This window comes from Acidianus manzaensis, from assembly GCF_002116695.1.
GTDB lineage: Archaea > Thermoproteota > Thermoprotei_A > Sulfolobales > Sulfolobaceae > Acidianus > Acidianus manzaensis.
The window spans coordinates 1,929,693-1,943,213 of record NZ_CP020477.1 but is presented as its reverse complement, the minus strand read 5'-3'; the positions used below and the strand labels follow the sequence as shown (position 1 = coordinate 1,943,213).

Here is a 13,521-nt window from a genome sequence, read left to right as displayed (position 1 = left end):
TGTCGTGAGTATAAGGAGAATCGTTCTTGATGTTTTAAAACCTATAAAAGGTTCTACAATAGTTGATTTAGCTGAAAAACTAAACGAGATAGAAGGCATAGATGGAGTCAATATTAGCGTTACTGATATGGACGTTGAGACTATGGGTTTAATGGTAGTAGTTGAAGGCCCTAATGTAAATTTTGAAGATATCAGGAAAGTATTAGAAGAAGAAGGATGCGCAATCCACAGCATTGATGAAGTAGCTAGTGGAAATAGAATAATAGAAGGTAGAAAAGGAAAATGAAATGCGACATATGCAAATCAAAAGATGCAGTGATATATCAACCTTATTCTGGAAGGAGACTTTGCAAAGATTGCTTTATTGATGATGTAAGGAGGAGAGTTAGGGAAGAAGCTGAAAAACAAGGAATATTAAAAGCTAATAAAGTGTTATTGGCTGTATCTGGAGGAAAGGATAGTTTAACTTTGGCTGATACTTTGGCATCTATTGTTAATCCTAAGAAGCTTATAGCTTTTAATATTGTAGAAGGAATTTCTGGTTATAATAGAAAAGAAGCTGCAATGAAATTAAAGAAATATTTAGATGATTTAGGTATTGAACTTATTTCTTCTTCCTTTAAGGAAGAAGTAGGCTATTCTTTAGACGAAATGATTTCGTCGTCAAAGAATAGGGGCTTAAATATTGCAGCATGTACATTCTGTGGAGGTTTTAGGAGGAAGCTTATAAATAATGCAGGCTGGAAAGTTAAGGCTGATTTAGTAGCCACAGGTCATAATTTAGATGATGAAGCTCAGACTATTATTGTAAATTTATTGAGAGGAGATATAAAAAGGCTAGTAAGACTAGGTGATGTTCCACTCAAGTTAAGTGATAGGTTTGTTCTTAGAGTTAAGCCTCTTAGAAAGGTTTATGAGTGGGAAACAACTATGTACGCATACTTTAAGGGATTTGAATTTCAAGATGTAGAATGTCCTTATATTTCTCAAAAGCCTACTTTGAGAGCTAGAGTAAGGGATTTGCTCTATCTTATCGAAGAGAAAAATCCAGGTAGTTTAATGAGAATAGTTGAGGAATTTGATTTGATATCTGATAATATCAAAAATAATACAAGCAGAGAAGAACTACCTAGATGTAAGATATGTGGTGATCCAACAAGTTATGGAAGAGATATCTGTAAAAATTGTGAACTTTTAATAAAATCTGGATTAATGGATCAGAAGTATTTATTTATGTCGTAAATCTTTTCTTCTATTCCTTTTCTTTTGTTAGCTACCGTTGCCATGGAGAAAAGTAGTGATGATAATCTATTTAGATATACTATTATCCACTTGTCAAATTCGATTTCTTTTGAATATTTGACTGAATTTCTTTCCACTCTTCTTGCTACACTTCTAGCGACGTGTAAGTATGATGCTTCTTCTGATCCTCCAGGTATTACAAAAAGTTTTACTGGTCCACTTTCTTTTCTATACTGTATAGTTCTTTCTTCCAAAAACTTTACGTCTTCTTGAGTTATTTTTATTTTTCCGGTAGATAATTCTTCGCCTATAGCAAAAAGATCTCTTTGCACTTTGTTTAGATCTGATTTAATATCGTCCCAAGGTATTTTAGCTATTGCTAACCCAATAAATGAGTTAATTTCGTCTAGATCTCCAAGCATATTAACTAGTGGGGAATCTTTGCCTACTCTTTTTCGTATTACATCTGTATTTCCATCGTCTCCGTTTCTTGTAAACATTTAATAAACTTAAAAATAACCTCAGTTAAATAGGTTTTGGTGAGTCAAATTTCTCAAAACTTTAACTCGTTTCTTGTTAATATATCAGAAAAATGGCAAAAGAAATGGGCGGAAAGTAAATTATTTGAATCTAATCCAAATGATACAGAAAAAAAGTATTTTACTACAGTAGCTTTTCCTTATCCTAATAGTCCTTTTCATCTAGGACATGGAAGGACTTACACTACAGCAGATATTTACGCTAGATACATGAGAATGAAAGGATATAATGTATTGTTTCCTATGGGATTTCACTATACTGGAACACCTATCATAACAATGGCTGATGATGTGGCTAAGGGAGAAAAAGAAGTTATCGATATCTTTAAAAACATTTATGAAATTCCATCTGATGTTATACCAAAATTATCTGATCCTCTATTTATGGCGAATTACTTTAAGGAAGATATTAAACAAGCAATGAGAGAATTAGGTTTAAGCATAGATTGGAGAAGAGAATTTACAACAATAGATCCTGAATTTTCCTCATTTATTATTTGGCAATTTAACATTTTGCAATCAAAAGGATACATTGTGAAAGATACTCATCCAGTAGGATGGTGTCCAGTACATAATTTACCTGTAGGTATGCACGATACTAAGGGAGATATGGAGCCAGATATTGGAGAATATATTGTAATATATTTTGAAAGTGAAAAAGGTGTATTACCAGTAGCTACGCTTAGACCAGAAACAATATTTGGAGTAGTAGCAATTTGGATTAATCCAAAAGTAACGTACGTATTAGCTAAAATTAAAGGAATAAATATGATAGTATCTGAAAGAGCTGCATTTAAACTAGGTTTTCAAATTGACGACGTAGAGGTTATAGGTAAGATTTCAGGTTCAGAATTAACTAAGCTTAAAGCTAAAAATCCAATAACTGGAAAGGAAGTTCCATTATTGCCAGCGGATTTCGTAGATCCAGATGTTGCTACTGGTGTAGTAATGAGTGTGCCTGCTCATGCTCCTTTTGATTACTATTATTTGCGAAAAATAAATTATCATACAGATATTATCCCAGTAGTAAGTGTAGAAGGTTATTCAAAACCTACAGCAGTAGAAGTAGTAGAGAAGAATAATCCTAAAAACGATACTGATTTGAAAAAATTAACAGAATTAGTGTATAAAACTGAATATAATAAAGGAAAAATGAGAGATGATGTATTACAATACGTTGAGGATAAATATAAGGATAAATTAAAAGAAATAGTAGGATTATCAGTTCCAGATGCTAGAAAAATAATTACATCATTTATTATTGATAATAACTTAGGGACTAAAATTCTTGAAATAATGAATAGGCCAGTATATTGTAGATGTGGAAATGAAGTGGTCGTGAAGATATTAAAGGATCAATGGTTTTTAGATTATGGAAATCCAGAATGGAAAGCGTTAGCTAAGAAGCTATTATCTTCAATGAGAGTAGTGCCAGATGAGGTAAGAAAAGACTTTGAATATGCTTTGGATTGGCTACAAAAAAGAGCATGCGCTAGAACTAGAGGATTAGGTACTCCATTACCATGGGATAAAAAATGGATAATTGAAAGTTTATCTGACTCCACTATTTATATGGCATTCTATACTATTGCTCATAAAATAAGAGAAAATAAGCTTCATGCGTCTCAATTAACCTTAGACTTTTGGAACTATGTTATGTTAGGTAAAGGAAATATAGATGAAGTAGCAGTATCTACTAAAATACCTAAAAACATTATAGAAGATATAAGAAAGGAGTTTACGTATTGGTATCCTTTAGATATGAGGCATAGTGGTTCTGATTTAATTCCTAACCATCTATCTTTCTTCATATTTAATCATGCTGCAGTATTTCCAGAAAATCTATGGCCAAGAGGAGTTGCAGTAAATGGCCTAGTCTTGTATGAAGGAAAGAAAATGAGTAAATCATTGAGAAACATAATACCTTTAAGAAAAGCCATTAGAATTTATGGTTCTGATGTGATTAGAATTGTATTAGCTGCATTAGCCGACATGGGTTCAGAGAGTAACTTCACGGATTCTTCAGCCAAGGCTGTGTCTGATACTCTAAAGAGATTTTATGATATCTCTTCTTCATTATCACAATATAAGGGAGAGACTTATGGAATGGAAGAGAGATGGTTATTGTCTAGGTTAAATGATGTAATCAAATTAGCTACGCCATTAATGGATCAAATGAGATTTAGAGAAGCTTTGAATATGATATTGTTTGGATTGTTATCTGATATAAACGAGTATTTCGAAATGATTAAGGCTGAAAAGAGAGATCCTAATGGGAAAGTGCTAAAAGAAGTTTTAGAAGGATGGACTAAATTAGTATCACCTTTTGCTCCTCATTTAGCTGAAGAAATATGGAGCTTATTAGGTAAAGACGGTTTTGTATCAATAGAAACATGGCCAACATATGATGAAGGAAAAATTGATATTAAAACTGAGCTAATTCATGAGTATCATCATGACCTAATTGATGACGTTAAGGCAATCTTAAACGTATTTAAAGGTACTCCTAAAATTATCAAAATATATGTAGCAGAAGATTATAAAATGAAATTACTAAAAGATGCTATTGAAGTTTTGAATTCTGGTGGTACTTTAAAGAATTTCATGTCAACGCATAAGCCAAAGAATAGTAATGAAGCAAAGGAGAACCAGAAGATTTTCGAATATGCTAATAGTTTAAGTGATTATATGAAAAAACTAGCATTATATGATATTAATGAGGAAGAAGTAATAAAGGAAGGGATTCAGTATATTCAATATAAATTAGGTATAGAAGTAAAAGTAGAGAAATTTAACGATGAAATAAAGAAAAAGTATAATAAAGATTCATTACCATTAAGGCCTGCAATTATTATTGAGTGATTTTAGTTACTTTATTTTTGTCTATCTCTATTTTATTTATTTCCTTTAGAAATAATAGCTTTTCTTTGATTTCTTCTTTTGTTGTGTTAAGTTTTTTAGAAGAGATATTAAGAAGGTCTTTTAAATCGCAGGTACCTCCTAAATCATTAATTATATTTAATATTTCAGTATAAGTATTATCTAATCTTTCTTCGATAATTTTTCCTTCATTTATTTTGAATAATGAGATTACATTATCTTTTACTATAGCCTTGTATAAATTATTGCTTGTTTTATCAATTTTTATTTTTATGGCATCAATTTTTAGATTTTTATATGAAGTAATTAAAGAGAATTTTTTATCCGGTATTTCTTTTTCGCTTTCTGCTTCAAATATTAGCAATGCAGAGTTTTCGTCACATCTTATAGGAAAATCAATTTCATAAGGATAAAATTCCCATTTTATTTTTCCGTAATTTGCTATACATATATTTTTATTTCGTTTTTTGTGTAATATAGATGCGAAATTCATCAAAATAGTTAAGTTTACAGAATAGTAGTATGAGATAATTAAACTTGAATTGTCTATTATATTCTCTAAAAACATTTTTACTTTTTTCAACGAAAAGTTTTTAAAGTTATTTATACTGTTTTAGTTAGGGTTTCTTATTGCACCAACCGATTTAATTCCAAAATGGTTGAAAGAATCTAAAGAATACGATTATAGTGATATAAAAGAAGGATTAAGACTACATCTTAATGAATCTCCATACTCTCCTCCAGATTTTATAATTCAAGAAATAACAAAATATTTAAGTCAAGGTAATAGATATCAGCACCCAGACTTATCAGCTAGGTTTAAAGATCTTGTGGCTGAATACAACAAAGTAGAACCATCAAATATTTTTCCAACACCAGGTGGAGATGGAGCTTTAAGATCGATGTTCTACAATTTTGCAAATCCTGGAGATACTGTAGTGTATAACTATCCATCTTATAGTATGTATTCTGTTTATTCTTCAGTAAGGGGATTAAAGGTAAATAGGGTAAATCTTTTGGAAAATGGAGATTGGTGGAAAGAGGATCTGGATAAATTATATGATCTTTCAAAAAATGCCAAAATAGTAGCAATAGATGATCCTAATAATCCAACTGGTTCTCCTATGTTAAAGGCTGATAAAAAATTAATATCTGCTTTAGCAGAAAATACTAAAGGTTTTATAATATTTGATGAAGCATATTATGAATTTTCAGGATATTCAGTATCTTCTTTAATTAACGAATATCCAAATATTGTAATTGTTAGAACACTAAGCAAGGCTTTTTCTCTTGCATCTTTTAGAGTAGGATATTTGATAGGAAACAAAGAAGTTATAGATGCACTAAATAAAACTTCTACTCCCTTTGATGTAGCTCTACCATCGTTAATTGCAGGAATTGTAGCAATGGAAAATCCATCTTACGCTAAAAATATAGCTAATGAGATATCTGAAAATAGAGAATTTTTGTATAATGAGTTAAAGAAGTTAGGCTTACATGTTTATAAGTCAGTAACGAATTTCCTCTTTATAAAAGACGATAGAGATTTGCTAAATCCTCTTTTAACTAGAAAAATAGCTATAAGAAAGCCTATAAATGGTTATTATAGAATAACTGTAGGAACAAAAAAGCAATGTGAAATTTTAATAGAAAATTTAGGTGATATTCTTGAAAATAGCAATACCAAATAAAGGAAGATTACAACAACCTGTCTTACAATTTTTGTCCTCAGTAGGAATTAAACCCTTAGCCAGCGACGAAAGAGCATTAATATTACCTACAAGTTGGGATGGAGTTCAACTAGTTATGATGAGGACAGAAGACATCCCTAATTTAGTAGAAGCAGGAGCTTCGGATATTGGAATAACAGGTCACGATTATGTAGTAGAATCAGAAGCAGAAGTAGAAGAATTAGTTAAATTAGATTTTGGAAAAGCCAAAATAGTTCTGGCAGTACCTCAAAGTTGGCAGATTAGTAGTATAAGCGAATTAAGAGGTAAAGAGATAAGAATAGCAACAAAATATTATAACATTGCAAAATATTATCTTGAAAAGAACGATATAAAAGCTAAAATAGTAAAAATAAGTGGAGCAGCAGAAGTTATGCCATCATTGGGAGCAGCAGATGCAATAATTGATGTTGTAAGTACAGGTACTACATTGAAATTACATGGATTAAAGCCTTTAGATGATGTAATAGAATCTTATGGTGTAGTAATAGGCAATAAATATTGGATGAAAACAGAAGAAGCTGAAAGAATCAACTTAGTACTAACAATGATGAAAGGAGTAATGAGTGCTAGGGGTAAAAAAATGATATTTATGAATGTAGAAGATAGATATCTGGATAATGTATTATCTTCATTACCTGCAATGTTATCTCCTGCGATATCTAGGCTAAGCAAATCCGATGCATGGGAAGTAGTTACAGTTGCGGAAGAATCTCAATTACCTGAAGTTATAGCTAAAGCTAAGGCAGCAGGGGCTAAAGATATTGTAGTATTAAATATAGAGAAGGTAGTAAAATAATGAAAATAGTACCCAGTATTGATATAAGTGAAGGAAAAGCAGTAAAAAGAATAAAAGGAATAAAGAATTCCGGACTTATATTAGGAGATCCAGTTAAAATAGCAGAGGAAATATATTCAGAGGGATACGATTTTATACATGTAGTTGATTTAGATTCTGCTGAAGGTTCAGGTAATAATGAGAAAGAGATCTCTTTGATAGCTAAAATAGGTTTTGATAAAATAGAAGTAGGTGGAGGAATAAGAAGTTATGATAAAGCAAATAAATTGTTTTCATTAGGCGTAACTGATATAGTAATTTCTACACTTCCATTTACTAATTTACAGGAATTTAGAAAAATATCTACAGAATTAGGCAATAAAACTATGATTTCTATAGATTATTGTAATGATGTAGTTTTAATAAAAGGATGGAAAGAAAAAGGAGGAAAAATATCAGATGTTTTGTTGCAATTATCCAAATATGATGTGGAAGGAATTATTTTTACATATGTTTGTAATGAAGGTACTAAGCTTGGTATTGATGAGAATGTAGGAAAATATGTTAATTTGATTAAAGGAATTAAAGGTTATGCTGGAGGTATAGGAAAAATAGAAGATTTACAAGATTTAAAAAATAAAGGAATAGATTTTGCAATAGTAGGTATGTCTTTTTATTCTGGAAATCTTAGAGGTGTTAAGGTTGTATAACAGAAATTCATCAATAAAGAGAGAAACTAAAGAAACTACAATACAAATTTATTTGAATATAGATTCTCCAGGCAAAATAGAAGTGAATACGCCTGTGCCATTTTTCAATCACATGTTAAACTCTTTGCTATATTATATGAAAAGTTCAGCTTCAATAATAGCTGTTGATCATCAAAATTACGATGATCATCATATAGTAGAAGATACAGCGATTACTTTAGGTCAAGCATTAAAAGAAGCTTTAGGTGATAAAAAAGGGATAAAGAGATTTAGTAGTATCTTCATTCCTATGGACGAGGCTCTAGTTTTAGTTGCTTTAGATATTTCTGGTAGAGGTATGGGTATTACTGAATTAGATCTAAAAAGAGAACAAATAGGTGGTTTATCTATGGAAAACGTTCCTCATTTCTTTTCATCTTTTGCTATTAATTCTGGAATAACATTGCATATTAAGAAATTCAGGGGAGAGAACGAGCACCATATAGTTGAAGCAGCTTTTAAGGGATTAGGACTTTGCTTATACGAGGCTACTAGAATAGTTTCTAACGAAGTTCCTAGCACGAAGGGATCTTTATGACAAAAAGGATTATAGCTTGTCTAGATGTTAAAAATGGAAGAGTAGTAAAAGGAGTAAATTTTCTGAATCTTAAAGATAAAGGAGATCCAGTAGAGTTAGCATCAAAATATGAAGAAGAAGGAGCTGATGAAATAGTATTTTTGGATATTTCTGCAACCATAGAAGGAAGAAAAACTCTTCTGGAAGTAGTTAAAAATACTGCGAGTGTATTGTCAATTCCTTTAACTGTAGGAGGAGGAATAAGATCAGTAGATGATGTTTCTAAGATTCTATCTTCCGGAGCTGATAAGGTTAGTATAAATACTGCAGCTGTTGAGAATCCTAATATAATTTCAGTAGCGTCAGAAGAATTTGGAGCTCAAGCTATAGTAACGGCTATTGATGCTAAGCTTTTAGCTAATAAATGGATTGTATATACAAAATCCGGTACCTATAATACGGGATTAGATGCTATAGAGTGGGCACAAAAAGTTGAAAGATTGGGATCAGGAGAAATTCTATTAACTAGCATAGATAAAGACGGTACAAGAAATGGCTATGATATTGATTTAACTAGAAGAGTAGTGGAAAGTGTTAACATACCAGTAATAGCTAGTGGTGGTGCAGGCAAAATGGAAGATTTTTTTGAAGTTTTAACTTATGGAAAAGCTGATGCTGCTTTAGCTGCAGGAGTATTTCATGATGGAATAATAAGAATAGTTGAGCTTAAGAATTACTTAAAAAATAAAGGAGTTGAAGTAAGAATATGATAATTAATTCTTTACCTGAAACTAGGCTAATTAGTTTTGAGGATGTTCTGGATAAGGTAAAAAAGATTGTTGAAGATGTGAAAGAAAGAGGAGATGCTGCATTAATAGAATATACAGAAAAATTCGATGGAATCAAATTAAATGAAATAAGAGTTTCTAAAACTGAAATAGATAATCAGTCTAAAAAAATAGATAATAATCTAAGAAATGCTATAGAAATTATCATAGATCAACTAAAAGAATTCCATTTGTCAACTATGCCTCCACAAATGGGTGGAGGAAAAAACGGAATAGAATTTGGGATAATGTGGAAACCAATAGAAAAGTTAGGAATATATGTCCCAGGAGGTAAAAAATTATATCCTTCCACTTTGTTAATGGCTTCAATACCAGCACTTGTGGCTGGCGTTAAGGAAATTTACGTAGCCACACCTACTAAGGGTGAAATAGATCCGGCAATAGCTTACATATCTAATAGACTTGGAATTAAGGAAGTATATAAAATAGGTGGAGCTCAAGCTATTTCTGCTCTAGCCTACGGTACTACCAGTGTAACAAAAGTTGAAAAAATAGTAGGACCAGGGAACGTTTATGTTCAAGCTGCTAAGTATTTAGTAAGTAAAGACGTTGGAATAGATGGAATAGAAGGTCCAACTGAACTAGTTATTATAGCAGATGATTCTGCTAATCCAGAATATTTAGCAGACGATTTATTTGCTCAAGGAGAACATGGAGACTCAAGCCTTTTAGTTTTAATATCGTTATCTGATAAAATAGCTAAAGAAGTAGAAAAAAGATTATCTTCATCTGATAGAAAATATTATGTTGTGTTGGCTAATGATTTAAAAGAAGCTATAGAATATGCTAATAAAATAGCGCCAGAGCATTTATCTTTGCAGATTAAATGCCCTAGAGAAGCTTTGAAGCTAGTTAAAAATGCTGGAGCAGTAACCTTAGGAAATACTCCTCCAGCTATTATAGATTATAATGCAGGACCTAATCATATTTTACCTACAAATGGATGGTCTCGCTTTAAGGGTGGTCTAACAATTTACGACTTTATTAAACCTATCACTTATGCAAATTCAAGTTCTCCAAATAAAGACTTAATAAATGCTGGAATAACTTTAGCTAAATATGAGGGTTTTGTTATTCATGCAAAGAGTATAAGTGATAGATATGAGTGAAAATGAAATATTAGATAAATTATATAATATAATTCTTGATAGGCTTAGAAGTATGCCAGAGAATAGTTATACTGCTGAATTGGCTAAGAAAGGTAAAGGTTACATAGCTAGAAAAGTTGGAGAAGAAGCAGTGGAAGCAATTGTTGCATCTTTGGACGAAGGAAGAGAAAGATTCATTTCTGAAGCAGCAGATCTTATTTATCATTTATGGGTTTTAATGGCAGTTGAAAATGTTAGTCCAGATGATTTATATAAGGAATTAAAGAGGAGGATGAAATGAAAGCCATAGTAATTAATTATGGTGTAGGAAACTTATTTAGTATATCGTCTGCATTAAAAAGGAATGGATTTGATGTAGAAATAAGTGAGGAGTTAAAGGAGGCTGATTTAATAGTTTTTCCAGGAGTTGGATCTTTTTCAGCTGTGTCTAAATTCATAAATGATAGAAAAGATAAAATAAATGAGCTTCGTAATAACGGAATAAGTTTCTTAGGAGTATGTTTGGGCATGCAAATAATGTTTGATGAAGGTACTGAAGGTGGATATTCTAAAGGTTTGGGATGGTTTAAAGGTAAAGTAGATAAAATAGACGCGCAAGTTAAGCTTCCACATATAGGTTGGGATAAAATATATAACTTAGGAAATTGTGAATTAGCGGAAAATTTGGATGGAAAATATGCGTATTTCGTTCATAGTTATGTAGCTTATACTAAAGATAATATAGCAATGATAAGTCATTATGGTATTGATTATCCAGTTATGATATGCAAAGATAATATTGTTGGTACTCAGTTTCATCCAGAAAAAAGTAGCAATACAGGAAAAATTTTCTTTTATAATTTAAAAAGGTGGTTAAAATCTTAAAGATGTCTGAAGATGAAGCAAATAAGATTATAAAATTACTAAATTTTAGACATGAGGAAGATACAGTTATTGGAATTTTGCAACATTTTAAGACTAAGCAAGTTTTAATGGTAGGAAACATGAATAAAGAAGCAGTTTTTAAGACTCTCACTAGTGGTTATGCTCATTTTTGGTCATTGAGTAGAAAAAAACTTTGGCTAAAGGGAGAGACTAGTGGACATTTTCAAATAGTTGAAGATTTATTTATTGACTGCGATGAAGATGCACTGGTTTTTCTAGTAAATCCTTTAGGACCTACGTGTCATACTGGAAATCAATCTTGTTTTTATAGAAATTATATAGAATTTATAAAATATAATCCTAAACAATCTCAAGAAAAAACAGAATAGAAGAATTATTAATAATAATAAAAATTCTACGTTTTTATAGCTAACTATTAATTTGTGTTGTGCATAATATTTCTATGGTAGAAATGTCACAGATAAATATAGACGAATGGAAAAAGAAAATTATGGAAGGATTATCTCAAGTTTATGATCCAGAAATTCCAGTAGACATAGTAAATCTAGGATTGATATACGAGTTAAAAATTTCTAATGATGGAGACGTATACATAAGACTTGGACTTACTGCTCCAGGTTGCCCAGTTATTGATGATTTAGTTTATACAGTTGAGCAAGTAATTAAAGAATCAGTACCAGCGAAAAGCGTAGATGTAGATATTGATTTAGATACTCAATGGACTCCACTAAAAATGTCTGCAGAAGGAAGAGAGAAGTTTAAAAAACTTTATGGTTATGATATTGTAGAAATGTGGGTTCAAACTTATGGTTTGCCTACTCAAGACTCTACACAAGAACAGAAGTCATAAAATCTAGTACTTTTTGTGTTTTATTATGTCTTGGAGTTTATTAGACCTCATAAGAAGCAATCCGGACTTATTGATAGATAGTCTAAAGAAGAGGAATATGGATACTTCTCTAGCTTTAAAGGCAGTAGAATTAGATAAGAAATGGCGTTCTACACTACAAGAAGTTGACAAATTAAGACATCAGCATAATCAAATAACTTCTCAGATACCTAGAGTTTCTCCAGATGAAAGAAAAGCAAAAATTGAAGAAGCTAAGAAATTGCTTCAAGTTTTAGAAAATAAAGAAAAAGAACTAAAACAAATAGAAGAAGAAAGAGATAATATAATAAGAAGCCTTCCTAACATATTAGCAGAAGACGTTCCAATAGGACCTGATGAGAATTACAGTATTCCGATAAAATTCTGGGGAAAATTTAGAGTTTATGAAAAAGATCTAGAAGAATTCAATAAGCAACTAGCTAATCATCAAGTAGATTATGAAATACTAAAATGGAAACCTAAAGGTCATGCTGATATGCTCGAAAGTGTTTTAAAATTAGAAAATACAGAGAAGGCATCGCAAGTTTCAGGATCCAGATTTTATTATCTTTTTGATGATATAGTTTGGTTGGACTTTTCTCTCTTGCTTTATGCTATAGATGTGATGACATCTAAAGGATACAGACTTGTATTACCACCTTATATGCTTAGGGGAGAGATAATTTATTCAGTAATCGATATGGACACTTTTAAAGATGCTATATATAAAATAGAAAATGAAGATTTATACTTAATAGCTACTGCGGAGCATCCTTTAGCAGCTTTATATTATAAAGAAGATATTGAGAAAGAGAACTTACCTATAAAGCTAGCTGGAATAAGTCCTGCATTTAGGAAAGAAGCGGGAGCAGCTAATAAGGATTTAAAAGGAATTTTCAGAGTCCATCAATTCCATAAAGTTGAGCAATTTATTTACTGTTTACCAGAAGATAGTAAAAAGCTTCACCAAGAGTTATTGAATAATGTTGAAGAGATTTTCCAAGGATTGGAAATTCCTTATAGGATTATAAATATAGCGTCTGGAGATTTAGGCGCTTGTGCGTTTAAAAAATATGATTTAGAAGCGTGGATGCCAGCTCAAGCAAAATTTAGAGAAATGGTTAGTTGTAGTAATTGTACAGATTGGCAAGCATTTAGAATGAAGATAAGATACATAGATAGAAAGGCAGGAAAGAAAGGGTATGTTCATACTTTAAATAGTACAGCTATTGCTAGTACAAGAACTATTACTGCTATTTTAGAGAATAACCAAAACGAAGACGGATCTGTAACTATTCCTAAAGTGTTAAGAAAATATCTAGAACCATTCAATAAAGCTCCAAAAGACTATATCTATCCAAGAAAGAAATAATTAA

Annotated in this window: 16 protein-coding genes; 14 read left to right on the top strand and 2 right to left on the bottom strand. The window is 31.2% G+C overall.

What is annotated here, in order from left to right; translation table 11 throughout:
• Nucleotides 1-4: 4 nt before the first annotated feature.
• Nucleotides 5-286 carry a DUF211 domain-containing protein gene (locus tag B6F84_RS09885; protein WP_148692086.1) on the top strand — a complete coding sequence of 94 codons (282 nt, stop codon included), beginning with the start codon at nucleotides 5-7 and terminating at the stop codon, nucleotides 284-286.
• Complete coding sequence (locus B6F84_RS09880; RefSeq protein WP_148692085.1) at nucleotides 283-1,242, top strand: TIGR00269 family protein; 960 nt, start codon at nucleotides 283-285, stop codon at nucleotides 1,240-1,242. The genes B6F84_RS09885 and B6F84_RS09880 overlap by 4 nt, the downstream gene beginning before the upstream one ends.
• Here B6F84_RS09880 and B6F84_RS09875 read toward each other — a convergent pair.
• Nucleotides 1,218-1,742 (bottom strand): cob(I)yrinic acid a,c-diamide adenosyltransferase, encoded by a 525-nt coding sequence (locus B6F84_RS09875; RefSeq protein WP_148692084.1) that lies wholly within the window; start codon nucleotides 1,740-1,742, stop codon nucleotides 1,218-1,220. The two genes, B6F84_RS09880 and B6F84_RS09875, sit on opposite strands and share 25 nt — an antisense overlap.
• A 39-nt stretch (nucleotides 1,743-1,781) precedes the next feature.
• On the opposite strand from B6F84_RS09875, the gene leuS reads away from it, so the two are divergent.
• The gene (gene leuS, locus B6F84_RS09870) at nucleotides 1,782-4,643 is read left to right on the top strand and encodes a leucine--tRNA ligase (protein ID WP_236748942.1); all 2,862 of its coding nucleotides are present in this window, start codon (nucleotides 1,782-1,784) and stop codon (nucleotides 4,641-4,643) included.
• Here leuS and B6F84_RS09865 read toward each other — a convergent pair.
• The gene (locus tag B6F84_RS09865) at nucleotides 4,633-5,229 is read right to left on the bottom strand and encodes a hypothetical protein (RefSeq protein ID WP_148692083.1); all 597 of its coding nucleotides are present in this window, start codon (nucleotides 5,227-5,229) and stop codon (nucleotides 4,633-4,635) included. The two genes, leuS and B6F84_RS09865, sit on opposite strands and share 11 nt — an antisense overlap.
• A 91-nt stretch (nucleotides 5,230-5,320) precedes the next feature.
• Here B6F84_RS09865 and hisC point away from each other — a divergent pair, with 91 nt between their 5' ends.
• From hisC to serS, 11 genes are all read left to right on the top strand, one after another.
• The gene (hisC, locus tag B6F84_RS09860) at nucleotides 5,321-6,352 is read left to right on the top strand and encodes a histidinol-phosphate transaminase (protein ID WP_148692082.1); all 1,032 of its coding nucleotides are present in this window, start codon (nucleotides 5,321-5,323) and stop codon (nucleotides 6,350-6,352) included.
• On the top strand, nucleotides 6,330-7,190 hold the full coding sequence (gene hisG, locus B6F84_RS09855) for an ATP phosphoribosyltransferase (RefSeq protein WP_148692081.1): 861 nt from the start codon (nucleotides 6,330-6,332) through the stop codon (nucleotides 7,188-7,190). Before hisC ends, hisG begins: the two co-directional genes overlap by 23 nt.
• Nucleotides 7,187-7,879 (top strand): 1-(5-phosphoribosyl)-5-((5-phosphoribosylamino)methylideneamino)imidazole-4-carboxamide isomerase, encoded by a 693-nt coding sequence (gene hisA, locus B6F84_RS09850; RefSeq protein WP_187152780.1) that lies wholly within the window; start codon nucleotides 7,187-7,189, stop codon nucleotides 7,877-7,879. The genes hisG and hisA overlap by 4 nt, the downstream gene beginning before the upstream one ends.
• Nucleotides 7,872-8,456 carry an imidazoleglycerol-phosphate dehydratase gene (hisBd, locus tag B6F84_RS09845; RefSeq protein ID WP_148692079.1) on the top strand — a complete coding sequence of 195 codons (585 nt, stop codon included), beginning with the start codon at nucleotides 7,872-7,874 and terminating at the stop codon, nucleotides 8,454-8,456. Before hisA ends, hisBd begins: the two co-directional genes overlap by 8 nt.
• Nucleotides 8,453-9,205 carry an imidazole glycerol phosphate synthase subunit HisF gene (gene hisF, locus B6F84_RS09840; RefSeq protein ID WP_148692078.1) on the top strand — a complete coding sequence of 251 codons (753 nt, stop codon included), beginning with the start codon at nucleotides 8,453-8,455 and terminating at the stop codon, nucleotides 9,203-9,205. The genes hisBd and hisF overlap by 4 nt, the downstream gene beginning before the upstream one ends.
• Nucleotides 9,202-10,392 carry a histidinol dehydrogenase gene (gene hisD, locus B6F84_RS09835; protein WP_148692077.1) on the top strand — a complete coding sequence of 397 codons (1,191 nt, stop codon included), beginning with the start codon at nucleotides 9,202-9,204 and terminating at the stop codon, nucleotides 10,390-10,392. The genes hisF and hisD overlap by 4 nt, the downstream gene beginning before the upstream one ends.
• A complete protein-coding gene (hisE, locus tag B6F84_RS09830; RefSeq protein ID WP_148692076.1) occupies nucleotides 10,385-10,672 on the top strand; it encodes a phosphoribosyl-ATP diphosphatase in 288 nt (95 codons plus the stop codon). The genes hisD and hisE overlap by 8 nt, the downstream gene beginning before the upstream one ends.
• A complete protein-coding gene (gene hisH / locus B6F84_RS09825) occupies nucleotides 10,669-11,256 on the top strand; it encodes an imidazole glycerol phosphate synthase subunit HisH (RefSeq protein ID WP_148692075.1) in 588 nt (195 codons plus the stop codon). Before hisE ends, hisH begins: the two co-directional genes overlap by 4 nt.
• 2 nt (nucleotides 11,257-11,258) lie before the next feature.
• Nucleotides 11,259-11,645: a phosphoribosyl-AMP cyclohydrolase gene (gene hisI, locus B6F84_RS09820; RefSeq protein ID WP_148692074.1), complete on the top strand. Its 387-nt coding sequence runs from the start codon at nucleotides 11,259-11,261 to the stop codon at nucleotides 11,643-11,645.
• An 83-nt stretch (nucleotides 11,646-11,728) separates the two neighbouring features.
• Complete coding sequence (locus tag B6F84_RS09815; RefSeq protein ID WP_148692893.1) at nucleotides 11,729-12,127, top strand: metal-sulfur cluster assembly factor; 399 nt, start codon at nucleotides 11,729-11,731, stop codon at nucleotides 12,125-12,127.
• Nucleotides 12,128-12,152: 25 nt separating this feature from the next.
• The gene (serS, locus tag B6F84_RS09810; RefSeq protein ID WP_148692073.1) at nucleotides 12,153-13,517 is read left to right on the top strand and encodes a serine--tRNA ligase; all 1,365 of its coding nucleotides are present in this window, start codon (nucleotides 12,153-12,155) and stop codon (nucleotides 13,515-13,517) included.
• Nucleotides 13,518-13,521: the final 4 nt, after the last annotated feature.